Origin of the sequence: Brevundimonas sp. EYE_349 (genome assembly GCF_023147505.1) — a bacterium.
In the GTDB taxonomy this organism is placed as follows: domain Bacteria; phylum Pseudomonadota; class Alphaproteobacteria; order Caulobacterales; family Caulobacteraceae; genus Brevundimonas.
Genome location: NZ_JAHXPB010000007.1, coordinates 114293 through 131796 on the forward strand (window position 1 = coordinate 114293; position 17504 = coordinate 131796).

Sequence of the window (17504 nt, forward strand, 5' to 3'; positions counted from 1 at the left end):
TACAAAAGACCGAACTAGAGACGAGCTGGACCTGACATGGCCGACATCCTGACCCCCGCCCTCGGTGAATCCGTCACCGAAGCCACCATCGCCAAATGGACCAAGAAGGTCGGGGATGCGGTCAAGAAGGACGAACTGCTGGTCGAGCTTGAGACCGACAAGGTCTCGCTGGAAGTCGTCTCGCCCGCAGACGGCGTGTTGGGCGACATCAAGGCGGCCGAGGGCGACACGGTCGTCCCCGGCGCGGTCCTGGGTTCGGTGACGGAAGGCGCGTCCGCGGCCGCCGCTCCGGCCGCTGCGCCGGCGAAGGCTGCCAAGGCTGACACCAAGGCCGCGCCGGCCGCCGCCGCTCAGGCCGCTGCCGCCGCGATCGACATCACCGTGCCGGTCATGGGCGAGAGCGTCGCTGAAGGCTCGATGGGCAAGTGGGTCAAGAAGAACGGCGACGCGGTCAAGAAGGACGAACTGCTGGTCGAGATCGAAACCGACAAGGTCGCGGTCGAGGTGTCGGCCCCCGCTGACGGCGTCCTGACCATCGCCGCCGATGAAGGCGCGACCGTCACGCCGGGCCAGAAGATCGGCTCCATCTCGGGTTCGGGCGCCGCCTCGGCTCCGGCCGCGTCCGCTCCGACCCCCGCTGCCGCACCGGCCAACACCGGCTCGGCCCAGGTTTCGGGCTCCAAGAACGAAACCCTGTCACCCGCCGTGCAGCGTGTCGTCGGCGAAAACAACCTTGATCCCAAGGCCATCGCCGCCACGGGTCCGAAGGGCAACATCACCAAGGCCGACGCCATCGCCGCCATCGGCCAGGCCTCGGCTCCAGCCCCTGCCGCCGCTGCGCCGGCCGCGCCGCGCGCCGACCAGCCGCGCGAGGAGCGGGTGAAGATGACGCGCCTGCGTCAGACCATCGCCCGTCGCCTGAAGGAATCCCAGAACACGGCCGCCCAGCTGACCACCTTCAACGAGGTGGACATGACCAACGTCATGGCCCTGCGCGCCCAGTACAAGGAAGTGTTCGAAAAGCGCCACGGCGTGAAGCTGGGCTTCATGTCCTTCTTCACCAAGGCGGTGGTCGCGGCCCTGCACGAGATTCCGGCCGTCAACGCCGAGATCGACGGCGCCGACATCATCTACAAGAACCACTATGACATCGGCGTCGCCGTCGGCACCGACAAGGGTCTGGTGGTCCCGGTCCTGCGTGACGCCGACACCCTGTCGCTGGCAGGCATCGAAAAGGGCATCGGCGCCCTGGGCAAGGCCGCCCGCGACGGCGCCCTGACCATGGACCAGATGCAGGGCGGCACCTTCACCATCACCAACGGCGGCACCTATGGCTCGCTGATGTCCACGCCGATCCTGAACGCGCCGCAGTCTGGCATTCTGGGCATGCACAACATCGTCCAGCGCCCGATGGCCATCAACGGCGAGGTCAAGATCCGCCCGATGATGTATCTGGCCCTCAGCTACGATCACCGCATCGTGGACGGCAAGGAAGCCGTGACCTTCCTGGTCCGCATCAAGGAGCTGCTGGAAGATCCGCAGCGCGCCCTGCTGGACCTGTAAGACCTGGAAAGGCGGCGAGGCTCTCGCCGCCTTTTCTCTAGTTCACATCTCGCCAGAGATCAGATGCTCAAGGCGACGATCAGCGACAGAGCGATAATGCCTGCGATCAACGCCACGCCGATCCAGTGGATGGTCCGCAGCCGCTGAGGAAGGCTGTTTCCCCAGAAGGCGCCCATGACCGCCAGCGTCAGGGCCAGGCCCCGGCCAAGATTGCGGGTCGTCGGGCTTGGGGCGACCAGATCATCTTCGTCTTCAGTGGCGAATTCACCCCCCGCAGCACGCGCCAGCAGATCACGCGCCGTCTCCACCTGATCCGACGGCGCCATGAGCCGCAGTCCCAGCGCGCGCTGCATCAAAGGGTCGACGGTGGTCTGGAAGCGTTCGGTCACTTCGACCTGAATGCCTTGATCCGCCAGAAACGCCGCCGCCAGACCGGCTTCGTAAACATCCGGGAAACGGGTGATCTCGACCAGGGCCATGGGGCGCTCGTGTCACTTGGAGGGCGGGTGACAGATTATGCCGCCGGGGCAGGGAGCGCACCATGCGAAAGCGCCGGGGTGCGCATCATGACGGCAACAACGATAAACAGCGATTAGTTGTAGGGTTGTGCACCCGCTCCCATATCGTCGGTTGTGTCTTTAAGGCTTCGATCCATCGTTGATCGATCATCTTGTGTATTTTGTTGGATTACAGGGCGCAGAAACGGTGGCCATATTCTCGCCATGGAATGGGCTGCGCGCGCAATCGGGGTGTTCTATGTCATGGGCGGGCTGCTGCTGTTGAGCCAGTCCTGGCTGAACTGGCGCCTGCAGGCGGAGCTGTCGCGTTTCGTGCGGATTCGCCTTGATGACTATGTCGAAGAACTGGCGACCGCCCTTGGCGGGCTGATGGTGCTGGCGTCGGGTGTGTCTCTCGCCCTGCTCAGCACCTGGGCGGTGTCGGCCTTTGTCGCAGGCTGGACTGTACAGGCCGTCTATCTGTTGTGGGCCAGCCGGGGCGCATGGAGCCGCAGCGCCTTTGTGGTCCGCTGTCGCCGCCAAACCGTTCACGCCTTCGCCGGTTTCACCGCCGTCACCGCACTGGTTCTTTGTCTGCCCACGCTGGGGCTGCTGCGCTGATCAGCCGAACTCGGCTTCCAGGTCGGCCAGGCGGGCGGCCTGATCCTCTGCGATCAGGGCGTTCAGCAGCGGGTCGATGTCGCCTTCCAGAATCTGCGGCAGGCTGTGCAGGGTCAGGCCGATCCGGTGGTCGGTCACCCGACCCTGGGGGAAGTTGTAGGTGCGGATGCGCTCGGATCGGTCGCCAGATCCCACCTGGGATTTGCGGGAATCCGCCCGCGCCAGATCCTTGGCCTGGCGTTGCATGTCGTACAGGCGCACCCGCAGGTTCCTCATCGCCTTGTCGCGGTTCACGTGCTGGGACTTTTCCGAACTGGTAGCCACGATCCCGGTCGGCAGGTGGGTGATGCGCACTGCCGAATCCGTCTTGTTGACGTGTTGCCCGCCCGAGCCGGAGGCGCGGAAGGTGTCGATGCGTATGTCCTTGTCCAGGATTTCGATCTCGACGTCCTCGACCTCGGGCAGGACGGCGACCGTCGCGGCCGAGGTGTGGATGCGGCCGCCCGCTTCGGTCGTCGGCACGCGTTGCACACGGTGGACGCCGCTTTCGAACTTCAGTCGTCCGAACACGCCTTCGCCGGTGACGGTGGCGATGATTTCCTTATAGCCGCCCGCGTCGCCCTCGGTCGCGGAATCCAGTTCGATCCGCCAGCCGCGCGTCGAGGCGTAGCGCGAATACATGCGAAACAGGTCGCCCGCGAACAGGGCCGCCTCGTCGCCGCCGGTTCCGGCGCGGACTTCCAGAACGGCCGAGGCGTTCTCGTCGGCGTCGCGCGGCGCCAGCAGCAGGGCGACGTCGCGCTCCAGCCCCGGCAGGGCGTCGTTCAGAAGCTGCAACTCGTCCTGGGCCATCGCGGCCATTTCCGGATCGGCGGTCATGGCCTCCAGGTCCGCCATTTCGGCGCGGGCGCGGGCCAGGCCCTGAACCGCGTCGGCCACCGGCTTCAGTTCGGCGTGCTCCTTGGACAGGCGCACGATCTCGGCCCCGTCGGTCGCCGCGCCCATGCGGGCCTCGACCTCGTGAAAGCGGTCGAGCACCTGATCAAGACGGGCCTGGGGCAGACGCAAAAGACGGTATCCTGGAAGCGGGCGACAGGGCGCCTGTCCTTAGCCGCCAGGCGCGGTCGTGTCGATTGCAAGCCGCTTCGCCGCCCAGCGCCGGTCGATAAGGCGTTCGTGATCGGCGATAACGTCCCGGTCACGATGGCGTCAGGCGCGGTTACGAAATCCGCCTTGGCCGTTTAGCTGGTTCGAAGGCAAGGCTGTTAGGAGGACTTTTCATGTTCGATCGCCCGCCCGTAACCGAACCCGATCACGCGCCCACCCAAACCGACCCGGTCGCCGACAGCGTGGAGCGTCTGTGCCGGCTGTACGACACACGCTTGGCCGACACCGGCGGCGACCTGTCGCCCGAGGATACGCGCGAACTGAAGGCCATGGCCGCCATCTACGACCTGGACACCGACCGGCCGTCGGCCGAGGTGTGGCGCGATCTGCGGGCCGTGGTGACGCGCCAGGCGCCGGCCGCCTCGAGCGACGCACCGCGCTCTGACGCCGAAGCGCTGACGCTTCTGGTGGTCGAGGACGACGCCGACGCCGCCGCCAGCCTGACCGAGCTTCTGACCGAGGCCGGGCACAGCGTCGTCGGACCGTTCCACAGCGCCGCCGCCGCCGAGGCCGCCGCCGCGCTCCACGCCATCGACGCGGCTCTGCTGGACATCAACCTGTCCAGCGAGATGACAGGCGTGGAGTTGGCCGAGGTCCTGACCTCGCGCTGGGACGTCCGGGTCATCTTCATCTCCGGCGACGTCAGCGCCGCCGCCCGCCACGCCGATCTTGCGGAGGCCCTGGTGCTGAAACCCTACAACGGCGCACAAATCCTGGAGGCCGTCGCTCGCCTGGGCCAGACCGGGTGAAGACCGCCTTGCGCCCGTCGGCGCGGCGCGCCATCTCAGGCCATGCTGTCGAACCGGTCCCGCTATGCGCTGCGCGCCATGGTCCATCTGGCCGGCCTGCCGGGGGGCGGGCCGGCGACCATCGCCGAAATCGCAGAGGCGTCGGCGGCCCCGCGCAAGTTTCTGGAGGCCATTCTTCTGGACCTGCGCCGACAGCACCTTCTGGTGTCCCGGCGCGGGCGATCGGGCGGCTACGCCTTGGCGGCGCCGCCCGACGGCATCAGCTTCGCCGATGTGATCCGCGCTCTGGAGGGGGCGCTGGCCTTGGCGCCCTGCGCCTCGCGCACCGCCTATGGCCCGTGCGAGACCTGCCCGGATGTCGAGACTTGCCCGCTGCAACCCGTGCTGCGCGACGGGCGCGACGCCCTGGCGGCGGTGTTCGAGGCGCGAACGCTTCTGCAAGCGGCCGCCATTTCTTCTCCTATTGACCCACTAGGGAAATAGACCGCACCGTTCGCGCGTCTTTGGGGCCGCCATGCAAGATTTCCTTCTCTTCCTCGCCGTCGGATTCCTGGCCCAGATCGTCGATGGCGCCCTGGGCATGGCCTATGGCGTGATCTCCTCGACCGTGCTGCTGTCGTTCGGCGTGCCGCCCGCGACCGCCTCGGCAAGCGTGCACGCCGCAGAGGTCTTCACCACCGCCGCATCCGCCGGGTCGCACACGGTCAACAAGAACGTGAACTGGAAGCTGTTCGTGCCCCTGGCCCTGGGCGGCGTGGTCGGCGGCGGGATCGGGGCCTTCGTCCTGACCAGCATCGACGGCGACGTCATGCGGCCCTTCATCACCGCCTATCTGGCCGTCATGGGCCTGGTCATCATCTGGCGCGCCACCCGCCAGACGCGCGAACGGATCTTTCCCAGAAAGTTCGCTGGTCCCCTGGGCTTGGTCGGCGGCTTCTTCGACGCGATCGGCGGCGGGGGATGGGGCCCGACCGTCACCACCACCCTGGTCGGTACGGGCCAGGACCCGCGCGCATCGATCGGCACGACCAATACGGCCGAGTTCTTCGTCACCTCCGCCATTTCCGCCACCTTCCTGGTCGCCCTGCTGACCGGCCATTGGCAGGAGGCCGAGGGCATCTCCAGCCACGCCATGGCCGTGCTGGGTCTGGTTGCCGGCGGCCTGATTGCGGCGCCCCTGGCCGGCGTCATCGCCCGCATCGCCCCCCGCCGCGTCCTGACCTACGGCGTCGGCACGGTGGTCCTGCTCTCGGCCGGCTATCAGGCCCTGCGCCTGTTCAAGGTGATCTGAAACGAGAAACGGCGGCGGACTGGCGTCCGCCGCCGCGTCGTCGCCGTCGTCAATGGCGCGTCAGGGGTTGCTGGCGGCCGGCGCCGCTGTCGCAGCGGCCCGCGTCGCCGCGGCCTCTTCCGCTGGGGTACGCAGGGTGACGACCAAAGGGTTGGGCTTGAGATCGTTCATCGCGCCTGAGGTGGCGTCGATGGCTCCGCCGATGATGCCGCCGATCAGGATGTTGCCCGCCATGGCCGTGCCGCCTGCGCCTGAAACGCTGCTGGTGATCTCGTGCGTCTGGGCGACATAGCCGTCCTTGGCCACCGTGATGCTGAAGCCGTCCTTGCGCGGCATGCGGAAGGTGCAGGGCGTAGCCTGGCATTCGAAACCGTTCGACGTGCTGACCTGGGCGCCGGGCGGCGTGCTTTCGACGGTGAACTGCTGGCTGGATCCCCGCGTCATGGTGGCGCACGCAGGCAAGAAAAGCGCCACGCCGATCAGCGTGAACGCACGCGCGCCAAGGCACGCGACAGTCTTGGAAATCATGGAACCCCTCGGTGAAACAGGGTCCGATCTCCCCAGGCGGACCTATAGCCTAGGTTGCATTTTCAATATCGAGCGTCAATCACGGAACGGTGAAGGTTGAGCGCCGCCGTGAGGCGAGATGACGCAGTCCTACTCCGCCGCCTGAAGGGCCGCCGAGCGGGCCGCATCCAGTTCGGCCGCCTTTTCCTCGACCAGGGCGACGATGTGGTCGATCATGCCGTCGTTGGCCTGTTTGTGGGCGATCTTTCCGTTCAGATAGATCATGCCCGCGCCCTTGCCGCCGCCGGTGAAGCCGATGTCGGTATAGAGGGCCTCGCCCGGTCCGTTCACGACGCAGCCGATCACCGACAGGCTCATGGGCGTGGAGATATGGGCCAGCTTCTCCTCCAGCACCGCCACCGTCTCGATGACGTTGAAACCCTGACGGGCGCAGGAGGGGCAGGCGATGATGTTGACGCCTCGGTGACGCAGGCCCAGCGACTTCAGGATGTCGAAGCCGACCTTGATCTCCTCGACCGGATCGGCGGCCAGCGACACGCGGATGGTGTCGCCGATCCCCGCCCACAGCATGGAGCCCATTCCGATGGCCGACTTGATCGTGCCGGTGCGCAGGGGGCCCGCCTCGGTCACGCCCAGGTGCAGGGGGCAGTCGATGGCCTCGGCCAACTGATGATAGGCGGCGACGGTCAGGAAGGGGTCGGACGCCTTCACCGAAATCTTGAACTCGTGGAAGTCGTTGTCCTGCAGGATGCGGGCGTGGTTCAGCGCGCTTTCGACCATGGCGTCGGGGCAGGGCTCGCCGTACTTCTCCAGCAGTTCCTTTTCCAGCGAGCCCGCGTTGACGCCGATCCGCATGGAGCAGCCGTTGTCGCGGGCGGCCTGGATGACATCGCGCACCCGGTCGGGGCTGCCGATATTGCCCGGATTGATCCGCAGGCAGGCGGCCCCGGCCTCGGCCGCCTCGATGCCGCGCTTGTAGTGGAAATGAATGTCGGCGACCAAGGGGACCTTGGCCTCGCGCGCGATGGTCTTGAAGGCCGCCGTCGATTCCACGTCGGGGCAGGAGACGCGCACGATGTCGGCGCCGGCCTCTTCCAACTGGCGAATCTGGTCGATCGTCGCGGCGGCGTCCGACGTCGGCGTATTGGTCATGGACTGGACGCTGATCGGGGCGTCGCCGCCGACCAAAACCGAGCCCACCCTGATCTGGCGGCTCTTGCGACGCTCGATATGGCGCCAGGGACGGATGTGAGAATGGTCGCTCATCGCGTCCTCATATAGGCCGATGATGACGGCGACGCCACGGCGGACCGATCAGTTCGGCGCCGTCGGCATGGTCGGGGAAACGGAGGCGGATGTGGTGTTCGGCGGCGAAGAGGGGGAGGCTGAGGCGGGTCGCTCGCCGGTCTGGGCGCGGGCCTGGGCCGCCTGGGCCTGGGCCTGAGCGCGCGCCTGGACCGCCGCCAGGGTCTTGGCCGCCTGGTCGGCGCGGCTGTTCAACTGGGCCAGCGGCGTCAGAACACCGGCCAGCGGCCCGCCGTATTCGCCGTTCAGATAGACGTCGAAGGCCGCCGGATCGGACACGTCAACGGTGGCGGAGACGCCAGCAGGGGCGCGCCAGGCCTCGCCCGGCGACATCTGGCGCGCAAACAGGGCCTGTCCGTCGCCCAGCCGCACGACCAGTGCGCCGGCGGTGCGGGCCTGGATCACCACCATGGAGGCGTTGGCGGGCGCCCCATAGACGGCCCCGCGCGGGTTGAATGCCTTCTGCACCGGCGCGGCGTTGGCGGCGGCGGCGGCCAAGGCCGCGGGATCGGCCGGATCGACGCCGGTCAGCTCCGCCTCCAGGCCGCGGGTGATATAGGGCGCAGGCGTGGTCTGATCGGGCGGGGCGGCCATCGGCGCGCTCAGCGCGAACCGGGGATCGGTCATATCTCCGCTGGCCCAGGTCTTGGGGGCGACGGCGATATCGGACGGATGGGCGATCTGGCGCAGATTGATCCGCTGGAACACGTTCCAGCCGATCACGGCGACGGCCACCACCGCGATGCCGGCGACGATGCGCGGCGAATGTCGGCGCACATCCTCGAAGGCGATCCCGATGGGCGCCTTCAGCGGCACGGAGGTGTCCGGGCTTTCGCGCTTGAACCGCTCGACCGCCAACTGTTCGTCCAGCGCCAGGGCCGAGGCGTAGGCCCGCACATAGCCCAGAGCGAACACGCGCGAGGGCAGGGAAGACCAGTCCCCCTGCTCCAGGGCGGTCAGGAAGCGACGGTGCACCTTGGTCTCGGCGGCCAGCTCCGCCATCGACTTGCCCGAGCGTTCGCGGGCGTGGCGCAGACCCTCGCCAAAGGTGGCGGCGTCGGCGAAGGCGGCGGTCGGGTCCGCCGCGTCCGCATGGGTCTTCAACGCATCGGGGGCGATCCCCGCATTCGACGCCATCAGGCCAGAACCCCTGTCCGGGAAGGACCGCCTTCGAGCGGTCGTGCAACAGCCGCCGAGATAGACGATTGCGCCCTCGCCAGCAACGCCGCCGATGCGGCCCAGCCCGAGGTCAGACCGAGACGTTCAGCTTGCGCGCCAGGGATTCGATCTCGTTCCTGACCGAGCCGGTGGACAGGTTCAGAAGATTGGTCATGCCCCGCCGCGCCGCCGTCAGGTCCGCCGAGAGGATCATCCGCTTGACCGGCCCCACTCCGCCCGCCGGCGCCGACAGACGGGTGAAGCCCAGGGTGATCAGGGCGAAGGCCTCCAGCGGCCGCCCGGCCAGTTCGCCGCAGATGGAGACGGGTGTGCCGGTGTCGGCGCAGGCCTTCTGAATGGTCTGGAGCGCGCGCAGGGTCGGCGGCGACAGGGGGTCGTAACGGTCCGACACTAGCGGATTGGTCCGGTCGGCCGCGTACATATACTGGAACAGGTCGTTGGTGCCGATAGAGACGAAATCCGTCAGCGGCAGCAGGGCGTCCAGGTGCCACAGCAGCGACGGGCATTCGACCATGGCCCCGACCCGCAGCAGGGCCGGCAGCGCCCGCCCGCGACGCCGCGCCCAGGCGCATTCGATGTCGACCAGTTCGCGCGCGGCCCGGAACTCGTCCACCGTGGCGATCATCGGAAACATGACGCGCAGCTCGCGCCCAGCCCCGGCGGCCAGAAGCGCGCGCAACTGCATCCGCAGCAGGGACGGCCGGTCCAGGCCCAGGCGGATGGCGCGCCGCCCCAGGGCGGGGTTCTCCTCGCGCTCGGCCTCCAGATAAGGCAGCACCTTGTCGCCGCCGATGTCCAGGGTGCGGAAGGTGACGGGGCGGTCGCCGGCGGCGTCCAGCACCAGCTTGTACAGGGCCGTCTGGGCGTCCAGCCGGGGCAGTTCGTCCGACACCATGAACTGGAACTCGGTGCGGAACAGGCCGATGCCCTCGGCCCCCGTCTCATTCAGGTTCTCCAGGTCCACCGCCAGGCCGGCGTTGGTCAGCAGGCTGATGCGCTGGCCGTCCAGGGTGACGGCGGGGGTGTCGCGCAACTGGGCGAACTCGGCCTGACGCTGTTCGCGCACGGCCATCCGCGACTGCACCGCCTCCAGCATGTCGGGGCGCGGGCGCAGATAGGTCTCGCCGGTCTCGCCGTCGGCGATGACCATGTCGCCTTCCGACAGCCGGTCGCGCAGGCCCATCAGGCGCCCGACGCACGGGATCTGCAACGCGCGGGCCACGATGGCGGCGTGGCTGGCGGCCGAACCTTCCTCCAGCAACAGCCCCTTCAGCTTGTCGCGCGGATATTCCAGCAGGTCGGCGGGGCCCAGGTTGCGCGCCACAAGAATGGCGTCGTCGGGCAGTTCGCGCTCGCCCGGCTTGTCGCCCGCCAGCACCCGCAGCAGCCGGTTGGCCAGATCCTCGAAATCGTGCAGCCGCTCGCGGATATAGGGGTCGCGCGCCTGGGCGAAGCGGGCGCGGTGTTCGTTTCTGACCCGGTCCACCGCCGCCTCTGCGGTCAGGCCGTTGCGGACGGCCTCCTCCAGCGACCGGTTCCAGCCCCGGTCGTCGGCGAACATCCGATAGGTCTCCAGCACCTCGAACGAGGGACCGGCCAGGCCCTGGCCCTTGTCCAGCATGACGTCCAGCCCGGTCTTCAGCGTGGCCAGGGCCAGCTTCAACCGCGCCTCCTCCATCGCAGGATCGTCGGACAGCAGGCGCTCGGGGGCCAGCGGCGCCTCGTGCAACACCACATGGCCGAAGGCCAGGCCGTCGGCGAACTTCTGGCCCTTCAGCCGCTCGGGCCGATGGGGCGCCAGTTCGACGTCGCGCAGTTCGTCCTGGGCCAGCAGTTCGCCGGACGCCACCGTCTCGGACAGGACCATGGCGATGGTCTGGATGTCCTCGACCTCCTCCTCGTCATAGCGCCGCTCGGTGCGGTTCTGGACGACCAGGACGCCGATGGCCCGTCCGCCGCGCAGCAGGGGCGCGCCCAGGAAGGCGTGATAGGGATCTTCGCCCGTTTCCGGCCGGTAGGAGAAGGCCGGGTGCGACGGCGCGTCCGACAGGCTGATCGGCTGGGCCATGCGCGCCACCTCGCCCACCAGGCCCTCGCCGGGCCGCAGCCGGGTGGTGTGCACGGCCTCGGGGTTCAGACCCTCGGTGGCGAACAGCTCCAACTCGCCCGAGGCGCGCCGCAGATAGATGGAGCAGACCTCGGCGACCATCGAACGGGCGATGATGCGAACGACCATGTTCAGCCGGTCCTGAGCCGGCGTGGCGCCCGCACCCGCCCCGCCCAGAGCCTCGCGGATCTGGCGCAGGAGGATCCGAGGTCCCCTGGTCATCGCGCCGCCTGCCGGCATCATGTCTCCCGCGCCCTTTGGTCTGATGTAGGCGCTTTCTTCAGATCACCTATAGCGCGTCCAGGCCGTAGGCCGAATGCAGGGCGCGCACGGCCAGTTCGGCGTAGGCGGCGTCGATCAGGACGCTGATCTTGATTTCCGAGGTCGAGATGGCCTGGAATTTGACCCCCTTGTCGGCCAGGGCCTTGAACATGGTCTGGGCCACGCCCGCATGGCTTCTCATGCCCACGCCCACGACCGAAACCTTGGCCACGTCCTCGTCGACGCGGATTTCCTCGAAGGGCAGGTCGCCCTGGGCCGCCTTCATGATGTCGGCGGCGCGCACGGCGTCGCGGCGGCCGGTGGTGAAGGTCAGGTTGACGGTACCTGCGGTCCGCGCCTGGCTCTGGACGATCATGTCCACGTTCACATTGGCCTCGGCCAGGCGGGTGAAGACGTCGGCGGGGGCGTCGACGCGATCCGACAGTCCCAGCAGGGTGATGCGGGCCTCGTCGCGGCTCATGGTCACGCCGGACACGATGCGTTTTTCCACGATCTCCTCCTCGTCGCAGATCAGGGTGCCGGCCTCGTGGGGCAGGGCGCCGTTTTCGTCAGGTTCGATAAAGCTGGACAGCACGCGGACCGGCACCTGTTTGGCCATGGCGAGCTCGACCGAGCGGGTTTGAAGCACCTTGGCCCCCAGGGAGGCCATCTCCAGCATCTCCTCGAAGGAGACGCGGTTCAGTCGGCGGGCGCGGCTCTCGATGCGCGGGTCGGTCGTATAGACGCCGTCCACGTCGGTATAGATGTCGCACGGGCATTCCAGCGCCGCCGCCACCGCCACCGCCGACGTGTCGGAGCCGCCGCGGCCCAGGGTGGTGATCTTGCCGTCGGTCGTCACGCCCTGGAAGCCGGGGATGACGGCGATCTCGCCCGCGTCCACTGCGGCGCCCAGCGTCTCGCCCGGAATGTCGATGATGCGGGCGCGGGCGTGGGCGTCGTCGGTGATGATCGGCACCTGCCAGCCCATCCAGGAGCGGGCGTTCAGACCCATGTTTCGCAGGGTCATGGCCAGGAGACCCGACGTCACCTGCTCGCCCGAGGCGACCACCACGTCATATTCGTCGTCCGACAGCGGCAGCCCCGCGCCGGCGGGGCCGGCCCCGTCGGTCCAGGCGACCAGTTCATTGGTCTTGCCCGCCATGGCCGAAACGACGACGGCCACCTTCTTGCCGGTCGCGGCCTCTGCGGCGACGATGCGCGCCGCACGACGAATGCGTTCGAGGTCGCCCATGGAGGTGCCGCCGAACTTCATCACCAGTCGTGTCGTGTCGGGCCGCGTCATCGTGGCGTTTCGCCCCCTGCTTGCGTGAAAGGCCGCAAAGGTTCATCCCTCGCGTCATGACCGCTTCTAACGGCGCCGCCTCGCCTCGCCTACCCCGTTCGGGGCAGGGTTTTTCGCAAAATTCGTCGGAAGGCGCGTTCGGCGCATCGATCGACCCCGCCGACGTGGCCCGCTTCTCGGCCCAGGCGGCGGAATGGTGGGATGCGAGGGGACCGTTCGCGCCGTTGCATCGGTTCAATCCGGCGCGGCTGAAGCTGATCCGCGAACAACTGTGCGTCAGGCTGGGCCGCGACGCCGGCGCGATCCGACCGTTCGAGGGGCTGACCCTGCTGGACGTCGGCTGCGGCGGGGGACTGATCGCCGAGCCGATGCGGCGGATGGGATTCGAGGTCTCGGCCATCGACGCCTCCAGTGAGAACATCGGCACCGCGCGCGCCCACGCCGACATGGTCGGCCTGGATATCGCCTATCGCGCCGCCACGGTCGAACAGATCGAGGCCGAAGGCGCCGGCCCGTTCGATGTCGTGCTGACCATGGAGGTGATCGAACATGTCGCCGACCCGGAAAGCTTCGTGCGCGCCTGTTCGCGCCTGGTCCGGCGGCGCGGGGTGATGATGGTCGCCACCCTGAACCGAACGCTGAAGTCCTTGGCCCTGGGCAAGGTTGCGGCGGAGTACATCCTGCGCTGGGTTCCGGCCGGGACGCACGACTGGCGCCAATTCCTGAAGCCCGACGAGATCCGCGCCATGCTGGCCGCCGAGCCGGTGACGGTCGAAGGCCCCTATGGGTTGAACTACGACCCGCTGAACGACCGCTGGAGCCAGTCCGACGACGCGGGCATCAACTATATGATGGTCGTGACGACAGGCGCATGACCGGCGTTGTTCTGACCGGCGGTCCAGGCTCGGGCAAGACCACCTTGCTCGAGGCCTTGGCGCAGGAAGGATATGCGGTCGAACCCGAGGCCGGGCGGGCCATCATCCGCCAAGAACGGGACAGGGGCGGCGACGCGCTGCCGTGGCGGGATCGCGCCCTGTTCGCCCGAAAAATGCTGGACCACGACGTCGCCGCACACGGTCGCAGCCGAACAAGCGCCAGGCTGACCTTTCATGATCGCGGCGTGCCGGATGTGGTCGGCTATCTGACGCTGTGCGGCCTGCCGATCCCGGAGGACATGGATCGGGCCGCTCGGGCGCTGCGCTATCATCGCAAGGTCTTCATCGCCCCGCCCTGGGCCGAAATCTTCGGCCAGGATGCGGAACGACGGCAGGATTTCGATGAGGCCGAACGGACCTTCGCCGCCATGGTCGCCGTCTATCCAAGCTACGGATACGACCTCGTAGAATTGCCGAAGGCGACCCTCGTCGAGCGGGTCGCCTTCGTTTTGGATCAGCTTGATGCGGGCTTGACCTAGACCTTCTGCGCCCGGCTTCGGGTCCAGGCGTAAAGGCCGAACACCGCCGCCGCGAAGCCGACGATGCCCGCCAGCATGGCCGGCCAGGCCGAACCGGCCGGCAGCATGGCGAAGGGCGCGTCGTCCCTGGTGGCCACGATGACGCCGGCGGTGAAGACGCCGAACAGGCTCTCGCCCACGATCAGGCCCGACGCCAGCAGCACGCCCATCCGACGCGCCACGTCGGCGTAGCGGGTGCTGGAGACGGCCTTGTCATAGACCCAGCCGCAGACCGCGCCGATCACCAGCATGGTGGTCGCGGCGGCCGGCAGATAGAAGCCGATGCCGACGGCCAGCGGCGGCAGTTTGACCTTGCCGTTCGTGGCCTTGGAGACCACGGCGTCCAGCACGATGATGATCACGCCGATCACCGCGCCCAGGCCGATCAGGTCCCAGCGCAGGTCGCCGCCGATGACGCCGCGCGCCAGGGCCGAGATCAGGGTGGCCTGGGGCGCCGCCAGGGTCTTTGCGCCTTCGACGATGGCGGGCGGGCCGCCCTCGAAGCCGAAGGCCTGGTTCAGCAGGTTCAGGATGAAGGGAATCACCAGGGCGCCCGCGCCGACGCCGACGATCAGCGCGACCTGCTGGCGCCACGGCGTGGCCTCGACCAGCTGGCCGGTCTTCAGGTCCTGGAGATTGTCGTTGGCGATCACGGCCACGGCGAAGACCACCGCCGTCACGATCAGGGCGAAGGCGATGATCGACGGGTCGGCCGGCACGCCCGCGATGGCCATGACGCCCAGCATCAGAAGCGAGGCGATCACCACGGCCAGGATGCCGACGCCCGACACCGGGCTGTTCGACGAACCGATCAGACCGGCCATATAGCCGCAGATGGCCGCCACGGCGAAACCGATCAGCACCACATAGACCAGGCCGCCGATCACCAGCAGCGGGGTCGAGGACGCCAGAGCCGGCGCGCTCTGGGCGAACCAGGCCAGGAGGCCGGCGATGCCGACCAGGCAGGCGACCGAAACCGCCCCGACCAGCTTGATCGGCAGGTCCTGTTCGGTCAGGTCCAGAACCTCGCCGTGCGAGCGGCGAGCATTGGCGGCGAGCGCCGAGGTCAGGCCGCCGATCAGCGGCCCGGCCAGCTTGATCAGGGTCCAGATCGCCGCCACGCCGATGACGCCGGCGCCCATGAAGCGAACCTCGCGCGCCCAGACGGTGGTGGCCAGCTCCTCGGCCGGGACGCCGGCGGGCAGGGTCGAGGCGATGGAGGGGATGCCGTGCGCCGTCAGCCAGGCGATGGTGTCCGGGCTGGTCAGGATCGGCACGGCGATGGCCCAGGCCAGCACCAGGCCGAACAGTTGCGCCAGGCCCACGGTCAGGCCGATCAGATGGCCGGCGCCGAGAAGCGCGAACTGCATCCCGAAGCCCATGCCGGTCGCGCCGCCGCCCAGGGCGGCCGGCAGCTTGAAGAACTTGGCCGCCTCGCCGGCGAACACCCGGCCGGCCACCAGAAGGGCGTAGCCGGCCGAGACCACGGCCCCGGCGACCACGACCCAGAGACCCGACTTGTTCTCGCGCACCGCGCTTTCGGTCTGTTCGGCCCCGCGCGAGCCGACCTTCAGCACCTCGGCGGCGGCGACGCCTTCGGGGTAGGGCAGGCCGCCGTTGACGACCAGCGCCCGACGCAGCGGGATGGAGAAGGTGACGCCCAGCACGCCGCCCAGTATGCAGATGGCGACCGACTGCCAGAACGGAAACTCCAGCCACCAGCCGATCATCACCAGACCGGGCAGGACGAAGATGATCGAACTCATGGCCCCGCCGACCGAGGCCACGGTCTGGACCGTCATATTCTCCCAGATGGTCGAGGTGCGGAACGCCCGCAACACGGCCATGGAGATCACCGCCGCCGGAATGGCCGAGGCGAAGGTCAGGCCGACCAGCAGGCCCAGATAGGTGTTGGCCGCGGTGAAGATCACCGCCAGCAGGCAGCCCAGCACCAGGGCGCGGAGCGTCAGTTCAAGCCGGCCCTTCGGGGCGGCGGAGGCGTCTGTCATCGAAGGGTTCCCACGTTCGGCGGGACCGTAAGCGCATTATGTCGCAGGCGGCAACAGGTCTCGCGGGTGGGAATGCAGCCGCTGTCTCGCCTTGGCCTCGCCGCGCGAGCGAGCTACCACGCCTTCATGCCCGAACTTCCCGAGGTCGAAACCGTCCGACGCGGCCTGACGCCGGTGCTGGAGGGCGCGCGTCTGTCGCGCGTCAGGATCAACCGCCCGGACCTGCGCTTTCCCTTCCCCGAGCGGTTCGTGGAGCGGCTGGAGGGCGCGACCGTGCTGCGGATCGATCGTCGTGCCAAATATCTCCTGATGCCCCTGTCCACCAACGAGACCTGGATCACGCACCTGGGCATGACCGGCCGCTTCACCCTGGACGGGACGTTGCTGGGCGAGTTCGAGGAGGCGGCGCCCATCGCCGGCAAGCATGAGCATTTCAGCGGCTGCGCCATCCGCGACGGCTCGGCGACCCGCATCGGCTACGCCGACGCCCGCCGGTTCGGCTTCATGGGCCTGATCGCGACCGAGCAGATCGAGACCCACCCCTGGTTCGCGGCCCTGGGGCCGGAGCCTCTGGGCAACGGTTTTTCCGGCGCCCATCTGGTCGAGGCCTTCGCGGGCAAGATGCAGACCATCAAGGTCAGTCTGCTGGACCAGCGGATCGTCGCGGGCCTGGGCAACATCTATGTGTGCGAGGCGCTTTACCGCGCCCGTATTTCGCCCCTGGCCAAGGCCGGATCGGTGTCCAAGACGCGGCTGGAACGGCTGGCGGGCGAGGTCCGCAACGTGCTGAACGACGCCATCGCGGCGGGCGGCTCGACCTTGCGCGATTTCGCCAACGCCGAGGGCGGCCAGGGCTATTTCCAGCATCGGTTCGACGTCTATGGCCGCGAGGGCGAGCCGTGCCGGGGCGAGGGCTGCACCGGCGTCGTCGCCCGCATCGTCCAGGGCGGCCGCTCCACCTTCTACTGCCCCAGTTGCCAGAAAAAATAGGCCGGAAAGGTTCGACCCATGCGCAAGATTCATCTCTGGATCAGTCTGGTGGTCGGCGTCCTGGTCTGGGGCGCCTATTTCGTCCACTTCGCTCAGGGGATGCGCGCCGGCGATCTGAGCGGCCTGATCTGGTGGTTCGTGGCGGCCGTGGCCATCGCCGCCGTGGCCGAGGCCGCCGCAACCGGCTTGATCGCGCGGCTGTTGCGTCGGCGTTGCCGCGTGCTGGACGACGGGCCGACGCTCCAGGCGGCGTTGAAGGCGGGTCATGTGGCCCTGATGCTGCTGGTCGGCCTGATCCTGATCTCGGCGCTGATCCTGGCCCTGTCTTCCGTCTTCGGCTGGACGCTGGACCTTTCGGGCGCGCGCGGCCAGGTGATCGCCGCCAATCTGCTGCTGGCCATGGTCGTCATGGTCGAACTGGCGCGCGCCGCCCTGACCCTGGCGCTGATGCCGCGCCGCTAGCGGGTCTCGCCTCGCGCCT

Annotated in this window: 17 protein-coding genes; 9 read left to right on the top strand and 8 right to left on the bottom strand. The window is 68.4% G+C overall.

The window, feature by feature from the left end; translation table 11 throughout:
* Positions 1 to 36 precede the first annotated feature (36 nt).
* A complete protein-coding gene (odhB, locus tag KZX42_RS13520; RefSeq protein WP_248120049.1) occupies positions 37 to 1563 on the top strand; it encodes a 2-oxoglutarate dehydrogenase complex dihydrolipoyllysine-residue succinyltransferase in 1527 nt (508 codons plus the stop codon).
* Positions 1564 to 1622: 59 nt separating this feature from the next.
* Here odhB and KZX42_RS13525 read toward each other — a convergent pair whose 3' ends face one another.
* Positions 1623 to 2042 (bottom strand): hypothetical protein, encoded by a 420-nt coding sequence (locus tag KZX42_RS13525; RefSeq protein WP_248120051.1) that lies wholly within the window; start codon positions 2040 to 2042, stop codon positions 1623 to 1625.
* 243 nt (positions 2043 to 2285) lie between these two features.
* On the opposite strand from KZX42_RS13525, the gene KZX42_RS13530 reads away from it, so the two are divergent.
* A complete protein-coding gene (locus KZX42_RS13530; protein WP_248120053.1) occupies positions 2286 to 2681 on the top strand; it encodes a hypothetical protein in 396 nt (131 codons plus the stop codon).
* On the opposite strand, the gene prfA is transcribed toward KZX42_RS13530, so the two are convergent.
* Positions 2682 to 3749 (bottom strand): peptide chain release factor 1, encoded by a 1068-nt coding sequence (prfA, locus tag KZX42_RS13535; RefSeq protein WP_248120055.1) that lies wholly within the window; start codon positions 3747 to 3749, stop codon positions 2682 to 2684.
* A 212-nt stretch (positions 3750 to 3961) separates the two neighbouring features.
* On the opposite strand from prfA, the gene KZX42_RS13540 reads away from it, so the two are divergent.
* The 3 genes from KZX42_RS13540 to KZX42_RS13550 are packed head-to-tail and all read left to right on the top strand — an operon-like array spanning position 3962 to position 5888.
* Positions 3962 to 4597, top strand: a complete 636-nt coding sequence (locus KZX42_RS13540) for a response regulator (RefSeq protein WP_248120057.1) — start codon at positions 3962 to 3964, stop codon at positions 4595 to 4597.
* Positions 4598 to 4639: 42 nt separating this feature from the next.
* Positions 4640 to 5080: an Rrf2 family transcriptional regulator gene (locus KZX42_RS13545; protein ID WP_248120059.1), complete on the top strand. Its 441-nt coding sequence runs from the start codon at positions 4640 to 4642 to the stop codon at positions 5078 to 5080.
* A 31-nt stretch (positions 5081 to 5111) separates the two neighbouring features.
* On the top strand, positions 5112 to 5888 hold the full coding sequence (locus KZX42_RS13550) for a sulfite exporter TauE/SafE family protein (RefSeq protein WP_248120060.1): 777 nt from the start codon (positions 5112 to 5114) through the stop codon (positions 5886 to 5888).
* Positions 5889 to 5948: 60 nt separating this feature from the next.
* Here KZX42_RS13550 and KZX42_RS13555 read toward each other — a convergent pair whose 3' ends face one another.
* The 5 genes from KZX42_RS13555 to KZX42_RS13575 form a co-directional block, all read right to left on the bottom strand.
* The gene (locus KZX42_RS13555) at positions 5949 to 6332 is read right to left on the bottom strand and encodes a PEGA domain-containing protein (RefSeq protein ID WP_248120062.1); all 384 of its coding nucleotides are present in this window, start codon (positions 6330 to 6332) and stop codon (positions 5949 to 5951) included.
* A 213-nt stretch (positions 6333 to 6545) separates the two neighbouring features.
* The gene (gene ispG / locus KZX42_RS13560; protein ID WP_248120064.1) at positions 6546 to 7682 is read right to left on the bottom strand and encodes a flavodoxin-dependent (E)-4-hydroxy-3-methylbut-2-enyl-diphosphate synthase; all 1137 of its coding nucleotides are present in this window, start codon (positions 7680 to 7682) and stop codon (positions 6546 to 6548) included.
* Between the two features lie 48 nt (positions 7683 to 7730).
* Positions 7731 to 8858 (bottom strand): helix-turn-helix transcriptional regulator, encoded by a 1128-nt coding sequence (locus KZX42_RS13565; protein ID WP_248120066.1) that lies wholly within the window; start codon positions 8856 to 8858, stop codon positions 7731 to 7733.
* Positions 8859 to 8970: 112 nt separating this feature from the next.
* Positions 8971 to 11247 (bottom strand): phosphoenolpyruvate--protein phosphotransferase, encoded by a 2277-nt coding sequence (gene ptsP / locus KZX42_RS13570; RefSeq protein ID WP_248120221.1) that lies wholly within the window; start codon positions 11245 to 11247, stop codon positions 8971 to 8973.
* Between the two features lie 49 nt (positions 11248 to 11296).
* On the bottom strand, positions 11297 to 12571 hold the full coding sequence (locus tag KZX42_RS13575) for an aspartate kinase (RefSeq protein WP_248120069.1): 1275 nt from the start codon (positions 12569 to 12571) through the stop codon (positions 11297 to 11299).
* 56 nt (positions 12572 to 12627) lie between these two features.
* On the opposite strand from KZX42_RS13575, the gene ubiG reads away from it, so the two are divergent.
* The gene (gene ubiG, locus KZX42_RS13580; RefSeq protein WP_248120071.1) at positions 12628 to 13446 is read left to right on the top strand and encodes a bifunctional 2-polyprenyl-6-hydroxyphenol methylase/3-demethylubiquinol 3-O-methyltransferase UbiG; all 819 of its coding nucleotides are present in this window, start codon (positions 12628 to 12630) and stop codon (positions 13444 to 13446) included.
* Positions 13443 to 13985 carry an AAA family ATPase gene (locus KZX42_RS13585; RefSeq protein ID WP_248120073.1) on the top strand — a complete coding sequence of 181 codons (543 nt, stop codon included), beginning with the start codon at positions 13443 to 13445 and terminating at the stop codon, positions 13983 to 13985. The genes ubiG and KZX42_RS13585 overlap by 4 nt, the downstream gene beginning before the upstream one ends.
* Here the strand turns inward: KZX42_RS13585 and KZX42_RS13590 are convergent.
* Positions 13982 to 16033, bottom strand: a complete 2052-nt coding sequence (locus KZX42_RS13590) for an oligopeptide transporter, OPT family (protein ID WP_248120075.1) — start codon at positions 16031 to 16033, stop codon at positions 13982 to 13984. The genes KZX42_RS13585 and KZX42_RS13590 overlap by 4 nt on opposite strands.
* A 126-nt stretch (positions 16034 to 16159) precedes the next feature.
* Here KZX42_RS13590 and mutM point away from each other — a divergent pair, with 126 nt between their 5' ends.
* Positions 16160 to 17023 carry a bifunctional DNA-formamidopyrimidine glycosylase/DNA-(apurinic or apyrimidinic site) lyase gene (mutM, locus tag KZX42_RS13595; RefSeq protein ID WP_248120077.1) on the top strand — a complete coding sequence of 288 codons (864 nt, stop codon included), beginning with the start codon at positions 16160 to 16162 and terminating at the stop codon, positions 17021 to 17023.
* 18 nt (positions 17024 to 17041) lie between these two features.
* Positions 17042 to 17485 carry a hypothetical protein gene (locus KZX42_RS13600; RefSeq protein WP_248120079.1) on the top strand — a complete coding sequence of 148 codons (444 nt, stop codon included), beginning with the start codon at positions 17042 to 17044 and terminating at the stop codon, positions 17483 to 17485.
* Positions 17486 to 17504 lie beyond the last annotated feature (19 nt).